The sequence below is a fragment of the Bradyrhizobium sp. NBAIM03 genome (assembly GCF_020194055.1).
Lineage (GTDB): Bacteria > Pseudomonadota > Alphaproteobacteria > Rhizobiales > Xanthobacteraceae > Bradyrhizobium > Bradyrhizobium yuanmingense.
Map to the genome: position 1 here is coordinate 123,010 of NZ_JADYVS010000019.1, position 19,066 is coordinate 142,075.

At 59.8% G+C, this 19,066-nt stretch carries 21 protein-coding genes and 1 pseudogene; 14 read left to right on the top strand and 8 right to left on the bottom strand.

Annotated features, from left to right (window positions below):
- Positions 1-94: 94 nt before the first annotated feature.
- The 5 genes from I6F21_RS25945 (at position 95) to I6F21_RS25965 (ending at position 4,307) form a co-directional block, all read left to right on the top strand.
- Positions 95-910 carry an ABC transporter ATP-binding protein gene (locus tag I6F21_RS25945; protein WP_225183649.1) on the top strand — a complete coding sequence of 272 codons (816 nt, stop codon included), beginning with the start codon at positions 95-97 and terminating at the stop codon, positions 908-910.
- The gene (locus tag I6F21_RS25950) at positions 907-1,725 is read left to right on the top strand and encodes an ABC transporter permease (protein ID WP_057027478.1); all 819 of its coding nucleotides are present in this window, start codon (positions 907-909) and stop codon (positions 1,723-1,725) included. Before I6F21_RS25945 ends, I6F21_RS25950 begins: the two co-directional genes overlap by 4 nt.
- Positions 1,725-2,714, top strand: a complete 990-nt coding sequence (locus I6F21_RS25955; protein ID WP_036014221.1) for a 2-hydroxyacid dehydrogenase — start codon at positions 1,725-1,727, stop codon at positions 2,712-2,714. The genes I6F21_RS25950 and I6F21_RS25955 overlap by 1 nt, the downstream gene beginning before the upstream one ends.
- Positions 2,714-3,436: an AprI/Inh family metalloprotease inhibitor gene (locus I6F21_RS25960; RefSeq protein ID WP_036014220.1), complete on the top strand. Its 723-nt coding sequence runs from the start codon at positions 2,714-2,716 to the stop codon at positions 3,434-3,436. The genes I6F21_RS25955 and I6F21_RS25960 overlap by 1 nt, the downstream gene beginning before the upstream one ends.
- A gap of 166 nt (positions 3,437-3,602) precedes the next feature.
- The gene (locus I6F21_RS25965) at positions 3,603-4,307 is read left to right on the top strand and encodes a tetratricopeptide repeat protein (RefSeq protein ID WP_225183627.1); all 705 of its coding nucleotides are present in this window, start codon (positions 3,603-3,605) and stop codon (positions 4,305-4,307) included.
- 4 nt (positions 4,308-4,311) lie between these two features.
- Here I6F21_RS25965 and I6F21_RS25970 read toward each other — a convergent pair.
- Positions 4,312-4,476 (bottom strand): annotated as a pseudogene (locus tag I6F21_RS25970) (JAB domain-containing protein); the annotation flags it as partial.
- A 721-nt stretch (positions 4,477-5,197) separates the two neighbouring features.
- Here I6F21_RS25970 and I6F21_RS25975 point away from each other — a divergent pair.
- Genes I6F21_RS25975 through I6F21_RS25985 form a run of 3 tightly spaced genes read left to right on the top strand, consistent with a single transcriptional unit; the run spans position 5,198 to position 8,545 of the window.
- On the top strand, positions 5,198-6,811 hold the full coding sequence (locus I6F21_RS25975; protein WP_225183628.1) for a recombinase family protein: 1,614 nt from the start codon (positions 5,198-5,200) through the stop codon (positions 6,809-6,811).
- The gene (locus I6F21_RS25980; protein ID WP_225183629.1) at positions 6,768-7,637 is read left to right on the top strand and encodes a plasmid partitioning protein RepB C-terminal domain-containing protein; all 870 of its coding nucleotides are present in this window, start codon (positions 6,768-6,770) and stop codon (positions 7,635-7,637) included. Before I6F21_RS25975 ends, I6F21_RS25980 begins: the two co-directional genes overlap by 44 nt.
- 11 nt (positions 7,638-7,648) lie before the next feature.
- Entirely contained in the window at positions 7,649-8,545 is an 897-nt protein-coding gene (locus I6F21_RS25985; protein ID WP_225183630.1) for a plasmid partitioning protein RepB C-terminal domain-containing protein, read from the top strand.
- Positions 8,546-8,660: 115 nt separating this feature from the next.
- Here I6F21_RS25985 and I6F21_RS25990 read toward each other — a convergent pair whose 3' ends face one another.
- The 3 genes from I6F21_RS25990 to I6F21_RS26000 all read right to left on the bottom strand — a co-directional run bounded on the left by I6F21_RS25990 (position 8,661) and on the right by I6F21_RS26000 (position 10,976).
- Entirely contained in the window at positions 8,661-8,912 is a 252-nt protein-coding gene (locus tag I6F21_RS25990) for a DNA-binding protein (RefSeq protein ID WP_225183631.1), read from the bottom strand.
- A 128-nt stretch (positions 8,913-9,040) separates the two neighbouring features.
- Positions 9,041-9,778: a hypothetical protein gene (locus tag I6F21_RS25995; protein ID WP_225183632.1), complete on the bottom strand. Its 738-nt coding sequence runs from the start codon at positions 9,776-9,778 to the stop codon at positions 9,041-9,043.
- Position 9,779: 1 nt separating this feature from the next.
- Positions 9,780-10,976 (bottom strand): hypothetical protein, encoded by a 1,197-nt coding sequence (locus I6F21_RS26000; RefSeq protein WP_225183633.1) that lies wholly within the window; start codon positions 10,974-10,976, stop codon positions 9,780-9,782.
- A 217-nt stretch (positions 10,977-11,193) separates the two neighbouring features.
- On the opposite strand from I6F21_RS26000, the gene I6F21_RS26005 reads away from it, so the two are divergent.
- From I6F21_RS26005 to I6F21_RS26020, 4 genes are all read left to right on the top strand, one after another.
- Positions 11,194-11,445, top strand: a complete 252-nt coding sequence (locus I6F21_RS26005; RefSeq protein ID WP_225183634.1) for a helix-turn-helix domain-containing protein — start codon at positions 11,194-11,196, stop codon at positions 11,443-11,445.
- The gene (locus tag I6F21_RS26010; protein WP_225183635.1) at positions 11,445-12,752 is read left to right on the top strand and encodes a type II toxin-antitoxin system HipA family toxin; all 1,308 of its coding nucleotides are present in this window, start codon (positions 11,445-11,447) and stop codon (positions 12,750-12,752) included. Before I6F21_RS26005 ends, I6F21_RS26010 begins: the two co-directional genes overlap by 1 nt.
- A gap of 81 nt (positions 12,753-12,833) precedes the next feature.
- On the top strand, positions 12,834-13,766 hold the full coding sequence (locus I6F21_RS26015; RefSeq protein ID WP_225183636.1) for an HNH endonuclease: 933 nt from the start codon (positions 12,834-12,836) through the stop codon (positions 13,764-13,766).
- 45 nt (positions 13,767-13,811) lie between these two features.
- A complete protein-coding gene (locus I6F21_RS26020; RefSeq protein WP_225183637.1) occupies positions 13,812-14,738 on the top strand; it encodes an HNH endonuclease in 927 nt (308 codons plus the stop codon).
- Positions 14,739-14,864: 126 nt separating this feature from the next.
- On the opposite strand, the gene I6F21_RS26025 is transcribed toward I6F21_RS26020, so the two are convergent.
- The 4 genes from I6F21_RS26025 to I6F21_RS26040 are packed head-to-tail and all read right to left on the bottom strand — an operon-like array spanning position 14,865 to position 17,788.
- Positions 14,865-16,208 (bottom strand): ThiF family adenylyltransferase, encoded by a 1,344-nt coding sequence (locus tag I6F21_RS26025; protein WP_225183638.1) that lies wholly within the window; start codon positions 16,206-16,208, stop codon positions 14,865-14,867.
- Positions 16,208-16,654: a Mov34/MPN/PAD-1 family protein gene (locus I6F21_RS26030; protein ID WP_225183639.1), complete on the bottom strand. Its 447-nt coding sequence runs from the start codon at positions 16,652-16,654 to the stop codon at positions 16,208-16,210. Before I6F21_RS26030 ends, I6F21_RS26025 begins: the two co-directional genes overlap by 1 nt.
- Complete coding sequence (locus I6F21_RS26035) at positions 16,651-17,088, bottom strand: putative metal-binding protein (RefSeq protein ID WP_225183640.1); 438 nt, start codon at positions 17,086-17,088, stop codon at positions 16,651-16,653. The genes I6F21_RS26030 and I6F21_RS26035 overlap by 4 nt, the downstream gene beginning before the upstream one ends.
- The gene (locus tag I6F21_RS26040) at positions 17,081-17,788 is read right to left on the bottom strand and encodes a hypothetical protein (protein WP_225183641.1); all 708 of its coding nucleotides are present in this window, start codon (positions 17,786-17,788) and stop codon (positions 17,081-17,083) included. Before I6F21_RS26040 ends, I6F21_RS26035 begins: the two co-directional genes overlap by 8 nt.
- 132 nt (positions 17,789-17,920) lie before the next feature.
- Here I6F21_RS26040 and I6F21_RS26045 point away from each other — a divergent pair, with 132 nt between their 5' ends.
- Both I6F21_RS26045 and I6F21_RS26050 read left to right on the top strand, forming a co-directional pair.
- Complete coding sequence (locus tag I6F21_RS26045) at positions 17,921-18,316, top strand: antitoxin Xre/MbcA/ParS toxin-binding domain-containing protein (protein WP_346656829.1); 396 nt, start codon at positions 17,921-17,923, stop codon at positions 18,314-18,316.
- Complete coding sequence (locus I6F21_RS26050) at positions 18,297-19,016, top strand: RES family NAD+ phosphorylase (protein ID WP_225183642.1); 720 nt, start codon at positions 18,297-18,299, stop codon at positions 19,014-19,016. The genes I6F21_RS26045 and I6F21_RS26050 overlap by 20 nt, the downstream gene beginning before the upstream one ends.
- Positions 19,017-19,066: the final 50 nt, after the last annotated feature.

A 19,066-nucleotide genomic window follows, 5' to 3' on the forward strand; every position in this document is an offset into this window, starting at 1 on the left:
CTCCCTCGTTGGACCTGAGGCCCCTCACCCGGCGCTGCGCGCCGACCTCTCCCCGCTGGGGGGAGGTGACGTGCCCCGCCATGTTCAGCGCGTGATGACAGAGAGCAGAACCGCGCCCGCCGTCGAGGCCAGCCTGACGCATCTCGCCGTCAGCCTGCGTGGCGTGACGAAAACTTACGACAACGGCGTGATGGCGCTCGGCCCGTTCGACCTTGCCGTCCGCAAGGGCGAGTTCATCTCGCTGCTGGGACCCTCCGGCTGCGGCAAGTCGACGGTGTTGCGGCTCGTCGCAAGCCTCACAGCGCCGTCATCAGGCACGGTGCGGGTGGCGCGTCATGAGGGCGAGGCGCAGCCAGGTCACGGCATCGGCTTCGTGTTTCAGGAGCCGACCCTGATGCCCTGGGCCAACGTCCGCGAGAACGTGCGCCTGCCGCTGAAGCTCGGCGGCGTGCCGAAGGGGGAGGGGCGCGCGCGTGCCGACGCGGCGCTAGCCAGCGTCGGCCTTGCTGATTTCGCCGATGCCTTTCCGCGCGAGCTCTCCGGCGGCATGAAGATGCGGGTGTCGCTGGCGCGTGCGCTTGTCACCGATCCCGATATCCTCCTGATGGACGAGCCGTTCGCCGCGCTCGACGAGATCACGCGCTTCCGCCTCAACAACGATCTGCTGGCGCTGTGGCGAGGCTTACGCAAGACCGTCATCTTCGTCACCCATTCGGTGTTCGAATCCGTCTATCTGTCGCAGCGCGTCGTCGTCATGACGGCGCGCCCCGGCCGCATCCAGGCCGACATCCGCATCGAGACGGTCGAGCCGCGGGGCGAGGAGTTTCGCACCTCGACGGCCTATTCCGATTATTGCCGACGCGTGTCGGCCGCGCTGGCGCCGTCCTATTCGGGGCAGTCGACGCTATGAACGCTCAAGCTCCCGTGCCCGCAAAATCGTCCGGCGCGCAACGCGCGATGCGCTTCGTGCTGCCCGTCATCGTCTTCGCAGCCGGCCTCTTTGCCTGGGAACTCGTGGTCCGCATCAGGGAGATCCCGCCTTACGTGCTGCCGGCGCCCTCCGTCATCGTGCTGACACTGATCAAGGACTGGGCGGTGCTGTCACAATCGCTGGCGACCACGCTTGTCACCACGCTCGAAGGTTTTGTCGCCGCCAGCATCGGCGGCATCGCGCTGGCGCTGCTGTTCAACCAATCGAAATGGGTGGAATATTCGCTGTTCCCCTATGCCATCGTGCTGCAGGTGACGCCTGTCATCGCGATCGCGCCGCTCTTGCTGATCTATCTGGAGCAGCAGACCGCGGTGGTCGTCTGCGCCTTCATCGTCGCCTTCTTCCCGGTGCTGTCGAACACCACGCTCGGGCTAAACTCGGTGGACCGCAACCTCGCCGGCCTGTTCCAGCTCTATGGCGCATCGAAGCCGCAAACCCTGCGCTTCCTCAAGCTGCCGGCGGCGCTGCCCTACATTCTCGGCGGCCTGCGCATCGCCGGCGGGCTGTCGCTGATCGGCGCGGTCGTGGCCGAGATCGCGGCCGGAACGGCCGGCGCCGGCTCCGGGCTCGCCTACAGGATCGCCGAGTCAGGCTATCGCTTGAACATACCCCGCATGTTTGCCGCGCTGCTTCTGTTGTCGCTGGCCGGGATTGTCATCTATGGGGTGCTGGCGCTAGTTTCCCACCTCGTTTTACGGCGCTGGCATGAGAGCGCGCTTGGAAAGGAAAACTGATGGCTGCCGGTTCGATTTCGTCCGAAAAGATCGACCTTCTGATCTATGGGCCGGTGCGGCCGATCCTCGAGAACGGGTTTTCCGATCATTTCGTCGTACACAAGGCAGAGACGCGCGGCGATCTCGAGCGGCTGACGCCCGCGGTGCGCGACAAGATCCGCGGCGTCGCGGTGACCTACCACACCGTGCGCGCGGACAAGGACTCGCTGTCGCAGCTGCCGAAGCTGGAGATGGTGGCGAGCTTCGGCGTCGGCTACGACCACGTCGACGCCAAATATGCGGCCGAGCACGGCATTATCGTGACCAACACGCCCGACGTCTTGACCGAGGAGGTCGCCGACGTCGCGATGGGCCTTCTGATCTCCACCTTGCGCGAGTTCATCAAGGCCGACCGCTATGTCCGCTCCGGGCTCTGGCAGACCCAGAACTATCCGCTCAGCGTCGGCTCGCTGCGCGACCGCAAGGTCGGCATCGTCGGCATGGGCCGGATCGGCCAGGCCATCGCGCGCCGGTTAGATGCCTCGCTGGTGCCGGTGGTCTATCACTCCCGCAATCCCTCCAAGGACGTCTCGTACAAGCACTATCCTGACCTGATCGAGATGGCGAAAGCGGTCGACACGCTTGTTGTGATCGTGCCCGGCGGTGCCAGCACCAACAAGATGATCAATGAAGAGGTGCTCAAGGCGCTCGGCCCGCGCGGCGTGCTGGTCAACGTCGCCCGCGGCTCGGTGATCGACGAGCCGGCGCTGATCCAGGCGCTGAAATCCGGCACCATTCTCGCCGCCGGGCTCGACGTGTTTGCGGCCGAGCCGAACGTGCCCGACGAGCTCAAGACCATGCAGAACGTCGTGCTGCTGCCGCATATCGGCTCGGCCTCGGTGGTGACGCGCAACGCCATGGACCAGCTCGTGGTCGACAATCTCAAGGCCTGGTTCGCCGGCAAGGCGCCGCTGACGCCGGTTGCGGAAACGCCGGTCAAGGGACGCTGATGATCGCTCGTCGCCTTCTCGCATATGTCGTTGCGGCCTGCCTGGCCGCGATCGGCGCCGTCGCGGCCTCCTTGGCCGCGATCGGCATCGCGCATGCGCAGGATGCGGCGAGCCTGAAGAAGCAGATGCCCGGACAATGGGAGCTCTCGACCACCGAGCGCAGCAAGACCTGCGTCGTCACGCTGAAGGCTGACGCCGCAGGCCAGGGTTTCAAGCTGGAGCTGGAGCCGTCCTGCAAGACCGCGCTGCCCTTCACCAAGGACATCGTGGCCTGGAGCGTGAGGGGCCTCGACATCGTGCGCCTGCAGGATGCGACCGGCGAAGCCGTGATCGACTTCACCGAGGTCGAGGCCGGCATCTTCGAGGGCCTGCGCCAGGGTGAGGGCGTCTACATTCTGCAGGATCTCGCCGCCGCGCGCTCGATGGCGAAGTCAATGGACCAGATGATCGGCGATTGGTCGATGGTGCGCCGCAACGGCCAGCCGGTGTGCGGGCTGACCCTGACCAACACCGAGGCTGATGCGGACAATTTCCAGGTTTTCCTCAAGCCGAGATGCGACGCCACGATCGCGCAGTTCAACCCGACGCAATGGCGCCTCGAGCGCGGCCAGATCATCCTGATGTCGAAATCCGGCGAAGCCTGGCAATTCGAGGCCGACGACAACGCGCAGTGGCGCCGCGTCCCCGACACCGCCGATCCCCTGATCATGCTGCGGCAGTAGGGCGTGGGCCGAGACCGCTAAGGCCGCGCGGCGTTTGGTCGTGCCCTGACGGGACGAACTCGGATGGGCCAAAAATCGCCTTGACCCAGAATATTGCCGGCTCGAACTTTTCTCGCATCTGGAGAGACCAAGACAAGGAATCGTTCAAACTCGATCGGGCTTTGACATGAAATTCGTTGCCCTGGCCTTTTCGTGCCTTCTGCTTGTCGCGACGCCCGCCAGCGCGAATGACAGCCGCACCTTCAATGCGATGGTCGCGTTGGCCAATCGCGGAGATGCGGAGGCGCAATATCATGTCGGCATGATGCACAATAACGGCATCGGCACACAGCAGGATCGCAGCCAGGCATTCGAGTGGTTTCAAAAATCGGCCGCGGCCAACGATCCGCTCGGAGCCTACAAGCTCGGCTGTTATTATGACGGGCAAGGCGTGGGCGTCGTCGCAACAAATCCGGATCAGGCATTGAAGTACAAGCTTGTGTCCGCCAAGGCCGGTTACGCGCGTGCCCAGCACGACGTCGCTCTCATGTATGACCGACAAGGGAATTCGGAAGAAGCGCTGAAATGGTGGAAGATGGCGGGCGACCAGGGTCTCCCCAGCGCCCTCTTCAGCCTGTCCCGCGCATATTCCGCAGGAAAGGGCACGCCGAGGGACGTGTCCCTGTCGTATGCCTATTTCAAGCTGTCGAAGGTGGCGCCGGCCAAGAATGTCAACGAGATGGCTTCGATGTTATCGAAGCCTGAGCTCGAGAAGGCCGAGAAACTGGTTGCGGAATGGAAGCCGCAACCGACCGCTCTGACGCTGAAGGCATTCGCCGGCATCACGGCCGCGGAAGACCATTTGAAAGCCGCCAAGAACCAGGCGTTCTGATCGTCTAGATCAACCGCAACCCCCTCAAGCTCGCATGCCCGTTCTTGCCGACGATGATGTGGTCGTGCACGGCAATCCCGAGCGGTTTTGCGATGTCGATGATCGCCCTGGTCATCTGGATGTCGGCCTGCGAGGGCGAGGGATCGCCGCTGGGGTGGTTGTGCAGCAATCTACGACTTTGCCGATCATATTGAATATACGGTGTTTTCCGCGAGCGCCTCAGCCGTAGGGGTCGGGTATAGGGGACGGTAAGCTGTGACGATTTGTGATCATTCACGTTGCTTCACATCCGATCTCACAAAATAATTTTTGATCCCTCGCGGTCACGACCGCAAGTCGACTTCAGCCCTGCACCAGACATTCTGAGTCGAGCACTGAAACGGCGGCCAAGAGCGGACCAATCCGCAAAAGCTGCGTTGAAGTTCGCTCGGACCAGCAGCGAAAGTCAGCGTTCGATTGTCTCCTGATCCCGTATGATCTGCGATAGCAGAGAACTTGTGATTTGCAGACTATCTCGAAGCGTCGCGAGCTTGTGATCCGATAGAACGGGCCGGCGCTCTGCGAGCCTAAGAACACATTCGAAAACCGAATCCGAATTACGCACCAACAGAAGCAGGTGCTCTCCGCTTGGACCATTCGATCCAGATAGCCAATTTTTCGCAGTTCTTTCGTTCGCCCCTGTCCATTTCATGAGCGTTTTGAGAGCCTGGTGGCTATGTCCGAGCTCACATCTTAGCACGTCGGCGATGAGAGTAGCGTAGCAAGCTCGGTCAATATGGCGACCATTGATCGGAATTTCGTTGCCCGTTTTCGGAAGCATGTTTCCCTCCGAACTTGGTATATGTGTTGCCAACACTGAGGCATGACTTCGTGACGTTCGTGAGGCGCCGATGGAATTCTCTCAGCTCTCGGGCGAGCCTTCCGGATCGTTGCCCGATCAGCGAACGTCCGCTGCCGAGTACGTGCGGATGTCGACCGAACATCAGCGCTACTCGACTGAGAACCAATCTCAGGTCATCTGCGATTACGCCGCTCGCCGCGGCTTTAGGATCGACAAAACCTACGAGGATAGCGGCAAGAGCGGTCTGAGCATTGACGGGCGGGACGCACTAAAGCAACTCATCGATGATGTGCAGAGCGGACGCGCAGAATTCTCGACAATCCTTGTCTACGACGTTAGCCGGTGGGGACGATTTCAAGACGCGGACGAAAGCGCCTATTACGAATACATCTGCAAGCGAGCGGGAATTTCAGTCTGCTATTGCGCCGAACAGTTCGAAAACGATGGCAGCCCCGTCTCAACCATCGTCAAAGGTGTTAAGCGCGCGATGGCCGGCGAATACAGTCGCGAACTGTCGGTCAAGGTGTTCGCCGGACAGCGCAGGCTCGTCGAACTCGGCTTCCGCCAGGGCGGCCCCGCAGGATACGGTTTACGCCGACAGTTGATTGACGAAGCGGGTTCTCCGAAAGCTGAACTCATCCGCGGCGAACAGAAGAGCATCCAGACCGATCGCATCGTGCTCATCCCCGGCCCTACCGAGGAGTTGGAGACGATCCGGTATATCTATCAATCGTTCGTTGCGAATCGAAAAACTGAAGCCGAAATCGCATTGCTTCTTAACCAAAAGGGTCTGTTGACCGACCTGGATCGCCCGTGGTCGCGTGCGACAGTGCATCAAATTCTAATCAACGAGAAATACATTGGAAACAACGTCTGGAACAGATCATCGTGCAAACTGAAAGGTCATAGGATCCACAACCCGCCGGAGCGGTGGATCAGGCACGACAAGGCTTTTGAGGCCATCGTTGATGACGACACGTTCGCGTCCGCACAGGAGATCATCGCAGCGCGAAGCAAAGACTACACAGACGAGGATTTGCTCGATCTGCTGCGTGGACTTTTAGACACCCATGGGAAGCTGTCCGGCCTCATCATTGACGAAATGGAAATTGGCCCGTCGAGCAGCGCCTATCGCAGCCGCTTTGGAAGCTTGATCAGAGCGTACGGGCTGATCGGCTATACTCCGGACCGCGATTACCGGTACGTCGAGATCAATCGCGTCTTGAGACGGATGTATCCCGACGTCATCGCCGCCACCGTCCGGGGGATTCGGGAAATTGGCGGTCAGGTCCGGCAAGACGCGGAGACCGATCTCCTATCAGTCAATGATGAGTTTTCGGCTTCGCTTTGCCTAGTTCGATCGCAGGAGACACCTGCAGGAGCCTTCCGATGGCACGTCCGTTTTGACATGGGACTGCGGCCTGACATCACGGTTGCCATTCGCATGAACCATACGAACTCCGGGCTGCTCGACTACTACCTGCTGCCCAGATTCGACATGGACGCCGCCCGTTTGCGCCTGGCAGAGGCCAACGGAGCCGCACTTGATGCTTACCGGTTCGACGAGCTTGACGCCCTGTTCGAACTTGCTGCTCGCTCGCAATTGATGGAGCTGCACCATGACGGCCCCGGTTATCGAGATCATTCCAGTCGCCTCGATTGACGTCGTGAATCCTCGGGCACGCAATCGACGTGTTTTTAAGGAGATCGTCACAAGCGTGGCCGAGCTCGGCCTAAAACGGCCGATCACGGTCCGCCGCAAAAGCGAGGATGGCGAGCCCCGCTACGACCTGGTCTGCGGCCAAGGACGCTTGGAGGCCTATCAGACACTGGGCCAGCGCGAGATCCCGGCGATCGTGGTGGAGGCCAGTAGCGAAGATAGCGCGATCATGAGCCTCGTCGAGAACTGCGCCCGCCGACAGCATCGCGCGATTGACCTGCTGCACGACATCGAGGGTCTAAAGAGCCGCGGCTACGATTACGATGAAATCGCACGCAAAACAGGGCTGACGGTCGAATACGTCAAGGGCGTGATTAGCCTGTTGGAGCACGGCGAACACCGTCTCCTTCGCGCGGTAGAAGCTGGACAGGTGCCGGTCAGCATCGCCCTGATGATCTCGCAGGCTGAAGACACCGAGGTTCAGGCCGTTCTGCAGCAGGCCTATGAAGAAAAGCTTCTGCGCGGACAACGGCTGATGGCGGCAAAGAAACTGATCGAGCAGCGGCGCCGGCGTGGCAAAGGCTACCGGACCGGCCCGCGCCGAGTGGAGGGACCGACGCTCAGTTCGAACGCGCTGTTGCGGGCCTACCGGGAAGACGTCGACCGTAAGAAAATCCTAATCCGGAAGTCAAACGCCACGAAAGGGCGGCTCACGTTTGTGATCGAGGCACTGAGAAAACTGTTCGCCGAGCACGATTTCGTTGCGCTTCTCGAGGCTGAGCGGCTGGACACGCTGCCGAAAAACCTCGCTCAACGCATGCAAAGCTAGGGGCGCCTCCGATGGCTCGCCGCGTGCACATCTCCGTCCGCATGGGTTTCGAGGAGCGGACGCATACAATCAGAATATCTGATATCCGGCCGCTGAAACTCATCTCCGACGAGATCAAGAAGTCGGCGAAGTATTTGCAAATTTTAGCTTCGGTTGCTGAGATCGGCCTGGTCGAACCGCCGGTCGTTGCCCGCAGCCGCGAGGAGATCGGCAAATTTCTGTTGCTGGACGGGCATCTGCGCCTTGAGGCTCTGAAAGATCGAGGCGTCAGCGAGGTCCTCTGCCTGGTATCGACCGACGATGAGGCTTTCACCTACAACAAGCGGGTCAACCGCATCGCCATTATCCAAGAGCATAAGATGATCCTGAAGGCGATCGAGAACGGCGTATCTGAAGAGAGAATAGCCAAATCGCTGAATGTGGACGTCGGCAGCATTCGACGGCGGCGCAAGCTGCTTGAGGGAATCTGCGTCGAGACAGCAGAGATTCTCAAGGAGAAGCACATCGCGCTGAACACTTTTACCGAGCTACGCAAACTTGGGCCGATCCGCCAGATCGAAGCCGCCGAACTGATGGTAGCCATGAACAATTTTTCTAACAGCTACGTGCGCTCGCTCGTTGCGGCGACACCTCGGACACAACTCGCGGCCGGCTACATGCCACGGCAGCCGAAAGGTCTGTCGGAAGAGCAGCTCTCGCTGATGGAGCGGGAGTCAGCTTCACTCGCAAGGGAGTTCAAGGTGGCTGAGCAGACCTATGGCGTCGACCACCTCGATCTGGTGCTGGCCAACGGTTACATCGGCAAGCTTCTGCGCAATGGAAGAGTGGTCGGTTATCTTGCCAAGAATTTTTCCGAGCTTCTGTTCGAATTCCAGAAGATCACGGAAGCGGATGTGCAGGCCGCCTGACGGTTTGGCTTCGGTGGAGCGGAGCGATCGCAATCATCGATAGCATCTGATCAGGGCTGAGGATGCTGAGACCACGTTCGGTCATCAACAAACCTACATCATTTAGGCCAAATGCTCAAAAGCGTGGCGTGTCTAACTTTGCAATGACTGACTCGTTCATCTGAGAGATTCGTGATCGTTGGCACACGACTAGGTTCGATCGATCCCAGCGATCAAGCTCTTCAACCGGATAAAGAGGTATTTTGCCGACTTTGATGAACGATGGTCCGATTCGCAATGATCGCCAGTTGCGCAATGTGCCTTCGCTGACTTGGCCACGGTATCGCTCTATAACTTCATCAATCGTTAGGTAGGCTGGGCTCGACACTGACGCTCCTTGTAACTGCGATCGTGCAACAGTCTGTTGCATGATTGGGTTGATCATCACGAAGGATGGGGGAGTCCCGAGGGGGCATCGCTGAAAAGGAACGCGGTCCAATGGAGCTTGGCAGCCAGCTAAAGCTGGTCGGGCTGATACGCCACTTGGGCGACGACTTTCGACACGTCACGCCGGCTCTGGTATTTCCCGATCAGCGGACCACTCGGACCATCGACCGTGCTTGCGCGGAAGAGGTTCCACATCTTGTCCTTGGTCGGCGAGAGTCGATACAGCCGTCCGTTCATGCGGCAGTGCCAGTCGGATGATTTCGCTAGCTGTGTCCACTTGCAATCGGCGCCGGACAGAAGCCGCTGCTCACGGGCGATCCGATCTTTCTCGCGTGATTGCTCATAGCGTTCTTTTTGTTCGATCGTGAGCCGCTCCTCCTCGCGTTCGACATGATCGCGTAAGAGCCCGATAATGGCCGGCACCTCGGTGCCCTGGGCCTTCTCTCGCTCATAAATCGCTAGACAGCCCGGCTGCAGCTCTTCCTTGGGATAGGAGAAATAATCTTCGTCTTCGAACGCCCGCATACGCTGGGTAACATCCGTTGTTGTCAGGACCGGTCCAGGCAGTTCGTTCAGAAAGTCGCGCAGATCGTCGAATGGAATCCAGCAGCCCACAGCTGATTTTACGAGCTTCTCTCGTTGCTCATCCCATTTGAGCCAGACGGAATTCCGGCCGTTAACGGCACGCATGATCTCGTTCGCGAGCACGATCACCGCATGTGGATCCCGGATGTGGCGCAAGGAAGGGCTCCGCACATAGTTGAAAAGGAGATGCTTAATAGCCTGCAATCTGTCGTCTTCGGGCATCTCACCTCCTTTGGCTGTCCGGCTCAGCCATTGGGGCGACTGCTGATTTCTCTGTGCACGTTCCATCCTCCGCGATCTGAAGGCGGCGTACCGGATCGATTTGGTCTGCGACTCCCAAAGCCCAGGCGGCCCAGTCCGTGGCGGCTCTTTCCATCGCCTTGTCTGGACCGAAGGCCGCGATAGCAGCTTCGACGAATGTGCGAATATCCCGAGCGGCACGGTGATCGGCTGCCATTCGGAGCAGTGTTTTGCGTTGCTCCGCTTGCGCCTTGAGGGCTTTCTCGCGTGCGAGTCGGGCTGCTTCGGCGCGCTGTTCGACCAGCCTGTGCTCCATCTCGGCACGCCGTCGACATGCGTTTTCATAGGCCGTGTGAGTGTTGGCACGGTACTGAACCTCACCAGCCACGATCAGCTTTAGAACGATTTCTCTGAGTCGATCCTCGATGCGGCCGCTGTCGTCATCCGTCCACGAATCCCCGGTCGCTGAAATTTCCAGCCGCAGGATTTCGTAAGCTTCATGTGGTGTTTGGATTCGTCCGCTGGCCTGCGTCCTAGCCCTGGGGTGGTCGAGCGTGAACGAGACCTTCTGGCTACCCACTGTCACACCAACATTGCGGGCCTGCTCGCCAAGCCAAGGCTGGCGGCCAGCCTTGGTCAGAGCATGGAACAGGTTGTTCAGGATCCGCAGCCGTCTCCGTTCGAAAGGGCTATCGAAGAAGGGCTCGCTGTAACGGAGCCTGTACGGAGCATCGCTGGGTTTCAGACGACGTAACTCATCTTCGTCGAGGAGATGGCGAATCAAACTGTGGGCAGATCCGAGATCGCGCACAAAGCGGACCTTCCCGAGTGACTGGTCGACTCTGGCGGCGACAGCTTCGATAGGTTCGGGGAACGTGGGTTCAGTCGGTGGCGGCGCGGCAAGCTCGGCTTCAGGATTGGGAGGCCATGGATATGAGCGCAGTCCGGCTCCGATCGTCACCTCTGTCGCCATTCCTGGTGACCGTGGCGGCAATTTTTGGTGGACGACCTTTTTGTCGGCGCGAAGTTTGGCCCAGTAGCCGCGGTCGGGTACGGGAATGTCGGCCTTGGAGCAGCACTTTTTTAGCCACACATCGGAGACGCCCATGCGCTGAGCGATCGTGCGCACTGGCTCAGTCCATACAAGGTCGTAAAGCGCCTCACGAGAAATGGTGGTCAATCCAATCCTCTGGGTCAGTCTGGCTCCAACCGTAGTCATTGAGTATTGCGAAGGCGCGACGCTGCCGGGGTGGCTTCGACATGGATGGAAGGCAGATTATACGCTGAAGCGTATTCTAGCGTCTTATACTCTATGAAGTATATCTTGATTTATCCTCTGGAGCGTATATTGACATTTATCCGCTATAGCGTATATGGAGTCTCTAAAGAGGTGCGCCGTGGACCAGATCGCCCGAACGCCCAAGCAAATCGGAGACGCTATCCGCCGGCAACGTCGGAAGCTTGGCCTGAACCAGACCAGTGTCAGGGATAAGACAAAGCTACGGCAGGCAACTATATCGGCAGTCGAGAGCGGTGCGCCCGGAACTCAACTCGGAACGCTTTGCGATATTCTCGCAGCGCTCGACCTTGAGTTCGTTATTCGTGCCAGAACGAAGGCAAAGCCGGCCGAGATCGAGGACATCTTTTGATGGCTCGCCCGCGGCGGCACATCCCGCTCAATGTCTTCCTGAACGGCCGCCTCGTCGGGCGGTTGAACAGGCAATCCAGCGGCGCAATCGACTTTCAGTACGATCCGTCCTGGCTTGCCTGGGAGCATGCGCTGCCAGTGTCGCTATCTCTGCCTCTACGTGAGGACCGCTACATCGGTGCGCCTGTTATCGCCGTCTTCGACAATCTCCTACCCGACAGCACGCCCATCCGCCGTCGCATGGCGGAGCGAGTCCACGCTCAGGGCATAGACGCCTATGACCTCCTGGCCGCTGTCGGACGGGACTGCGTCGGCGCATTGCAATTCCTGCCGGACGGCGTCGAACCCGGCGCCGCCGGCGCTGTGGACGGCAAACCTGTTGACGGCAAGGAGATCGCTCGGCTTCTCGGCGACCTTGCATCGGCTCCACTTGGGCTTGGTGAGGATGAGGACTTTCGGATCTCGATCGCTGGCGCCCAGGAAAAGACCGCGCTCTTGTTCTGGAAAGCGCGTTGGTACAAACCGCTGGCGACTACGGCCACGACGCACATCCTCAAACCGCAGATTGGCCGACTGCCGAACGGCATCGATCTTTCTTACAGCGTCGAAAACGAGTTTTTTTGCCTCAAGCTGACAGCCGCTCTCGGACTTCCGAGCGCCGCGGTAGCGATCGAGGAGTTTGAAGGCCACTGCGTGCTCGTGGTCGAGCGGTTCGATCGCCGCTGGACCGGAGACAATCGTCTCTTGCGTTTGCCCCAAGAGGATTGCTGCCAGGCATTGTCCGTGCCGCCGTCGTTGAAATACGAATCCGACGGCGGGCCCGGTATTCCAGCCATCCTCAATCTGCTGAAGGGAAGCGACCAGCCCGAGGCAGATCAAACGACGTTTCTGAAGGCCGTGATTGCCTTCTGGCTTCTCGGCGCCACGGATGGGCACGCCAAGAATTTCAGCATTTTTCTCTCTCCCGGCGGCCGCTTTCGGATGACTCCGCTTTACGATGTGATCTCAGCGCAGCCCAGCCTCGATGCCGGACAGATCCAGCGTAACAAGATGAAGCTAGCAATGGCCGTCGGTAACAGCCGCCACTACGTCGTCGACAGCGTCATGCCTCGCCATTTTGTCCAGACCGCCGCTAAGGCAGGCATTGGTGCGGGACTCGTCACCGCGATCTTTGATGAGCTACGCACACAGGCGCCAGCGGCGGTCGAGCAGGTCACTGCGTCGCTCCCAAAAGCATTTCCCGCGGAAGTCGCTGACAGCATCGGCAATGGGTTCAGGACTCGTCTGCGCAGGTTGGAGGGGGCATGATACCAGAGATCGATACGCAACCAGCTAGTCGAAGCCGATGGGCACCACGCGCCGAATCAAACTGAATCGACGGGATTGAGCATGGTCCGCCTCTTCGTCGCCGTTACGGACAAGAACTGGTTTGACCAGTTGAGCGCGTCCGCTCCATACGACGAAGTCAATTTCTGGCAACCCAGCGGCACCACACAGTTTCGGGCGCTCCAACCGGGCGAGTTGTTCCTCTTTAAGCTGCACGCACCAAACAACTTCATCGTTGGCGGCGGCATTTTCGGCCACGCGTCGATCGCACCGCTCTCCCTGGCGTGGGATGCCTTTGGCCTGAAGAATGGTGTTTCCAGCCGCGCGGAGATGCGGACACGAATTGCGAGTTATCGTCGTGATCCGATCGCTCTGGACGATCGACAGGATCCCGTCATTGGTTGCCGAATTCTGACCCAGCCGTTCTTCTGGGGGAGGGACCTGTGGCTACCTGTTCCAGAGAGTTGGTCGCCAAATATCGTGACCGGCAAGGGGTTCAGCGCTGAAGAAAAGGATGGCCAATATCTGTGGTCGGCAGTCACTGATCGATTGAGTTCGGTTCCCGAGATTCGAAATGCAGAGCCGATCCTAGCCGAGCGCTATGGCAAGCCGACATTGATCAAGCCGCGATTGGGCCAGGGAGCATTCCGGCTGACGATCACTGATAGCTACGAACGTCGTTGTGCCGTCTCCGGCGAAAGGACTCTGCCGATCCTCGATGCGGCTCACATCCACGCCTTCGATGCTGGTGGCGAGCACACGCCTTCGAACGGTTTGCTCTTGCGTACGGACATCCATCGGCTCTTTGACCTCGGATACGTGACGGTCTCGCCCGATGGCCGGTTTGAAGTCAGCAGTCGCCTGAAAGCAGATTTCGATAACGGTCGTCATTACTATGATCTGCAAGGGACGTCTGTCCGTCCGCCACGATACAAAACCGCCATGCCATCCGCGGAAGCTCTGGCTTGGCATCGAGAGCATCGTTATCTGGGATGAGTGCTTCCTTCGCGGTCGATCACTTGTTACCGATCGGATTGCACGATGAGTGACGATCCTTTCGACGCGCGCATTCGATTGGCCGCAGTGGAGCACGTCAAGCGCGTGAGCGTAGGTGGCGTCGTAACGGCGGACGAATTGCGGGCCGGCTTCTCCGTGAACGGACAGAGAATTCCGTTGATCAATCCTCAACGGGGCATTTTCAAGCCGGCATCCATGAAGCATTTGCTTAGCGTCCGGACTGTCTATCCGCGAACCGGTGCGCGCGTCTGGTATGATGACCAACGGACGGTTCACACGCAAATCGAACGCGGCGATGAACTGATCGACTATGCGTTCATGGGCACAGACGCAAACGCTGCCGACAATCGGTGGCTTCGTGCGGCGCGGGACAGTCAGATACCAATCCTGTACTTCCTCGGAGTCGCACCTCAACGCTATACATTCATATGGCCGACTTATGTCGCCGATTGGTCAGCTTCGGAATTGAAGGTGCGGCTTGCCTTTGGGGCGCCGGCCACGGCAAATAGGGAGTGGTCCATTCCGGATGCGCCAGAGCGAAGATACGGCCTGCGACTCGTCCGGCAACGTCTTCATCAAGCGACGTTCCGGGAGGCAATTCTAAGCGCCTACGGCAACAGGTGCGCAATAACCGGACTGCCTGAGGCGCGGTTGCTCGACGCGGCTCACATCATGCCGGACAAAGACGAAGAGTTCGGCCAGCCGGTTGTCCAAAACGGTCTTCCTCTTTCGAAAATTCATCACGCAGCGTTCGATGCAAACCTGATCGGCATCGATCCAGACTATCGAATCCACGTGAGCGAAGAGCTGCTTTCAATGAACGATGGGCCCATGTTCGAATACGGACTCAAGGCTATGGCGGGGCAGCTCATAAAGTTTCCAGTGCGTGCCCAGGACTATCCAGATCGAGATCGCCTCGCTGAGAGATTTTCGCAGTTTCAAGACCGATAGATAGGCTCGCGCAAGACCGGCAAATCGGCGCCCATGTCGCCATTTCGATGGCCGCAATTTGCGACATGCCACGATTGCTCACCATGTTAGTTCGTGGCACCGCTAATTTTAGGGAACTTCAGCACTTCATGCCCATAGCGAGTGAGCCAGTTGGCGCGCGTTGTCGTCGGCGCAGAACTCACAATCCGGAACCCGAGGGCGCTGCCGGCGGAGACGGTTAAGGGGTGTCCCCCAAGGGTCGATGCTCCAGTAATTGGTTGTCGCTACTTGGCTATTGGACCGCAAGAGTTCGACAACCAACAGTACTCCTGCCAGGGCCGAGACAAAGGCGAACGGCGCCAATACCTGCCGGCCCTCTGGCGTAAGAAGCGCCTGGGCGCTGCAAAGCTCCTTAAAGAGCGTGTCGTAGGCCTTGCCGACGATCGCGCTCGCCTCGATCGAAGGATGCGCCACCGCGATTCGCGCTGCGGCATCCGCGGTGATGAATCCTTCCCGAACCGTCTCGATGTCGATGCCGAGTCCGTTGGAGATGGACCGTTCTCGCGCGTGCTCGTCGGACACGTGACGATAGATGCAGGCGAGACACGCGTCGTGAGTCGGCTGGCTGTGGCTATGCACAATAACGGCCCTTGCATCTGTTGTGGACGCATCGATAACCCGTCGCGGAATCTCCTTCTGCAGGGACCGTCGCGCTCGACGGCTGTCCACCGTTACGATCGCGGTGTCCACCGGTCCGCTCTTGGCGACCAGTTCGCCAAAGGTGCACGCGTGCGGCTCAAGCCTCAGCCCGGGGAAATCCGGCTGGGCAGATTGTGCCAGGGTCGCCGCCTTTGGCAGACCGACATCATCGCTGGTGAAGTAAAGACAGCGGTTTGGATTGCCTTCCCCAACGGCCTTGGGATCGACGATTGCCAAGTCACCGTGAACATTTAGATGCCGTAGCGCCCGGAGGAAGCCATTCGCGACGGCACCTCCACCAACCAGCACCGCACCGGAAGTATCGAAAGGGGTCGTAAGGCTACCCTCCGGAATGCCAAGCTCAGCAAAGTCAACGCGCAGCGGAAGCCCGAGACGCGGCAAGCTTGATGACCCAATCACGCGATGCAGCGTTGCTGCCGCAATGTGGCATGCAGCAAGAGCGGTGAGCAGCGGGTGGGGGCGTTCGCTCGAGTGACGCAAGGGCACCGCGTCCACGATGGCGCTGCGAAGATTCAGGGACGCATACAGATGTGGTCCGGGCGTTGAGGGCTCTGTCGGCCCGATAACCAGTTCGAGATCCGTCTTGCCTTCATCTGAGCGCGCTACATGGATGGTACGCTCGAGGAGAGCCTGGACCTCAGCGCCTGCTGCGGCGAACTCTGGTGCTGCCGTCACCCGCACCGTTCTGTCGAGACATTCGGCTGCATCCGCCTCTTCGATGCCCAGCAGTGAGGCCAGCATCCGCGCATTTTCCTGACCGACAGTCGTCATCAACAAACCTCCAACAGTGTCGCGCCAGGCGTTTCTTCCCAGTCGTTTCGAGTCGACAGAACGTAGGTCGCCGCGAGGCTCAGAAAATTGTCGACCGTCGCCTCTTGTGCAAACCGCGGTAGCACCAGCGACAGCGCGCCCGCGTGGCGTACGATCGCCCATTCATCATCGGCGTCGGAGTGGAAAGCCCGGCCGGGATGGGAGTGAACCTGGGCGAGCACGCGCAGGCGTTTTTCACGCAGGTACGCAAACAGCATCTGCATGCTCTGGCGATCAAAGTAGAACTGGTCGGCTCGTGTCCGTTGTCGCGGCTCATAAACTTCATCAATGCGGTCGGTGCCGCTACTGAGCCAAAGCACGGCACGTTCATGGCCGACACGCCCGCCCGCCTGCAATCGCTCAATGGTCGACGCCACGATGCTCCGTCCGACTTTGATCCGGCTCATCCGACCGCCCTCTTCCAGCCCCGCCACAGCTGCTCGAGGATGCCGAGCAAATCCATCCCTGACTTGCCGCGATAGCCATCCCAGCGCTCGCCGAGATGGCTCGAATGCGTATGGAACTCGCGCGACCCGCGCATGCAGACAAACGGCCGGCCGGTCGAAGGATGGGCGCTGCCGTTGAAAATGCTGCCCACATTTGGCGGGGCCGACTTCAGATGCGCCCCGTTCGCCGACAGCAATTCAATCGAAGGCGGCAGGTCATTCCACTGATCGCAGATCATGCGAATGCGCAGCGGCTCCGCCGTCGCATGTCCGAAGATGACATCGAAGATCGGATACTCGGCGCTGACCACCGTCCAGGCACGATGGGCCACGGTCCGCGCACTCAGGCTACTGACATCGCGCTCGAACATGACGCGAGAAAGTTGCTCAAGCACCGCCGCCACCCTCGCGCGGGCCCCACTCGAGCTCCACCCTTCCGGTCAGCCCGTTCTGGGTGAAGCTGCGATCGGGATTGATGTCGCGCCCCCCGACGGTCACGACCCAGTCAGTCGTGTCCGTGAGACCCAGCTTGGCGGCGGCGCGCGCCAGCACCTGCTTCACTACAGTAACGGGGGGCACACGCAGCACGCCTTCCTCGGGGAAGGTGCCGCTGGTCGTGAACACCGTCACCTCGACAAATGCGTGCGGGGTTTTGGGACGCGTGCGCAGGTGCTCAACCGCTTTGCCGGCCAGCGACACCGTCCCGCCGCTCGATAGAACAATGTCGGGCTCGCCCACGCGCTCCAGCACCAGCTCGCGATCCGGAGACATACCGATCAGCCTGACCAGAAGGTCGACGGAGATCGTCTCATTGCCCCAGACCTGGTCGATTTCATCGACCGTGAAGGAGAAGACCCGATCGCTTTGCAATGCGTAGAAGCGGGGGTCGACGTAGTCTCGCAGTTCGATCTCGGCGTCGAGCTCCACAAGCTGGCTACGTCCCGCTGCGGCCAGGATCAGGCGGTAGTCGGAAGGTGGCTTCAATCCACCACGCGTGAGAACCTCCCGGCCCGTTACGATCCTGTCGTGGGATGTTACGGGCGCGTCGTTCAGAAAATAGGCATCAGTATGGGCAAGCCCGGCAGTGGCGCTCATTGGTCAAATCTCCGTTGGTTGGGGACTCTTGACGCCGTCCGCCGTTGGACTAAACTTCGATTCGAGTCCCACTATAGACAGTCTATGGTTGGACTAAAGTTTTCGTCAAGTACAAAATGAGACTGGAGCATAATGGCCATGGGAGAAAACGCTCCCGGTGCCCTAGCTGGCGCTGGGCAAACACGGATTCCTGTTGAATTGCAGGCATTCTTTCGGATGGCGGAGCGATGGAACCTCTCCACCGACCAGCAGATCACCCTCCTCGGGTCGCCGCCGCGCTCAACGTTCTTCAAGTGGAAGAAGGAGGGAGGGGCCGTCCCCCCCGACACTGTCGAGCGCCTCTCTCACCTGCTTTCGATATGGAAGGCGCTGCAAATTCTCTTCGCTTCTGACCAGGCCAGCGACGCCTGGGTGCATGCACCAAATGACTTCTTCAACGGAGACAGCGCACTGGACGTCATGCTCGGAGGAAAGGTGATCGATATCTATACAGTTCGGCGGTACCTCGATGCCCAGCGTGGTGGATGACTACCCGATTGTACGCTTTGCCGCGGACGGATTCCGGCTGATCCCCTCGCGCTTCCCGCCGGTCTCGGTCTATCGCGACCTCGTCGCACCCGATCAGGTCGAAGCCTTGGTCGAAGTCGAGAACAAAACCAATCCCCGTCTACGCCTGCAGGAGCGACTGATGGCCCGGCGCGAGGGGGCAAAGCTCGACTCCGCCATGCTCCAGAACTGGAATCTGGCTCCATTCACCTATGAGAACCCGGAGGGCGCAACATTCTTTGCCCCCGAGCGACCCTGCCTCGAACTTGCCGACACACCCCAAACGGCCCTGGCGGTCTCGATCGCGCGCCGCTCGCGATTCCTGGCGCGCACAAAGGAAGCTGCCACCGGCCTCGACATGAGGATGCTGAAAACTCCCGTCGATGGGAAGTTCATCGATCTGCGCCAGGTGTCGGCAGAACTTGCCAGGGAGGAACGCTGGTCATTGGGCGACGCGGTCCCGGCCGACGTCGATGGCATCCTATTTCGGCCAGCCGAGCGTCCTACGGCAACGGCGATTGCCGTCCTCAGGGGACAGGTACTCGGCCGATCGATTCAAACAACGCATTATCGCTTTGAATGGAACGGCGTTCGCATCGATAGGCTCTATGCCTTCGACGAGGAAGGTACTGTCCTGCAACCGGAGATTCTCGCGGGAAAGGAAGAGGTTCTTGCAGCGTAGAATCGGAACGGTCCTGTCCTGGGCTAAGGCTGTATGGCGGGCGCTATGGC

Excerpts from the sequence above, each read along its gene's own strand:
- I6F21_RS25945 (WP_225183649.1), top strand. The coding sequence starts at position 95 with ATGACAGAGAGCAGAACCGCGCCCGCCGTCGAGGCCAGCCTGACGCAT.
- I6F21_RS25950 (WP_057027478.1), top strand. The coding sequence starts at position 907 with ATGAACGCTCAAGCTCCCGTGCCCGCAAAATCGTCCGGCGCGCAACGC.
- I6F21_RS25955 (WP_036014221.1), top strand. The coding sequence starts at position 1,725 with ATGGCTGCCGGTTCGATTTCGTCCGAAAAGATCGACCTTCTGATCTAT.
- I6F21_RS25960 (WP_036014220.1), top strand. The coding sequence starts at position 2,714 with ATGATCGCTCGTCGCCTTCTCGCATATGTCGTTGCGGCCTGCCTGGCC.
- I6F21_RS25965 (WP_225183627.1), top strand. The coding sequence starts at position 3,603 with ATGAAATTCGTTGCCCTGGCCTTTTCGTGCCTTCTGCTTGTCGCGACG.
- I6F21_RS25975 (WP_225183628.1), top strand. The coding sequence starts at position 5,198 with ATGGAATTCTCTCAGCTCTCGGGCGAGCCTTCCGGATCGTTGCCCGAT.
- I6F21_RS25980 (WP_225183629.1), top strand. The coding sequence starts at position 6,768 with ATGACGGCCCCGGTTATCGAGATCATTCCAGTCGCCTCGATTGACGTC.
- I6F21_RS25985 (WP_225183630.1), top strand. The coding sequence starts at position 7,649 with ATGGCTCGCCGCGTGCACATCTCCGTCCGCATGGGTTTCGAGGAGCGG.
- I6F21_RS25995 (WP_225183632.1), bottom strand. The coding sequence starts at position 9,778 with ATGCCCGAAGACGACAGATTGCAGGCTATTAAGCATCTCCTTTTCAAC.
- I6F21_RS26010 (WP_225183635.1), top strand. The coding sequence starts at position 11,445 with ATGGCTCGCCCGCGGCGGCACATCCCGCTCAATGTCTTCCTGAACGGC.
- I6F21_RS26015 (WP_225183636.1), top strand. The coding sequence starts at position 12,834 with ATGGTCCGCCTCTTCGTCGCCGTTACGGACAAGAACTGGTTTGACCAG.
- I6F21_RS26020 (WP_225183637.1), top strand. The coding sequence starts at position 13,812 with ATGAGTGACGATCCTTTCGACGCGCGCATTCGATTGGCCGCAGTGGAG.
- I6F21_RS26025 (WP_225183638.1), bottom strand. The coding sequence starts at position 16,208 with ATGACGACTGTCGGTCAGGAAAATGCGCGGATGCTGGCCTCACTGCTG.
- I6F21_RS26030 (WP_225183639.1), bottom strand. The coding sequence starts at position 16,654 with ATGAGCCGGATCAAAGTCGGACGGAGCATCGTGGCGTCGACCATTGAG.
- I6F21_RS26040 (WP_225183641.1), bottom strand. The coding sequence starts at position 17,788 with ATGAGCGCCACTGCCGGGCTTGCCCATACTGATGCCTATTTTCTGAAC.
- I6F21_RS26045 (WP_346656829.1), top strand. The coding sequence starts at position 17,921 with ATGGCCATGGGAGAAAACGCTCCCGGTGCCCTAGCTGGCGCTGGGCAA.
- I6F21_RS26050 (WP_225183642.1), top strand. The coding sequence starts at position 18,297 with ATGCCCAGCGTGGTGGATGACTACCCGATTGTACGCTTTGCCGCGGAC.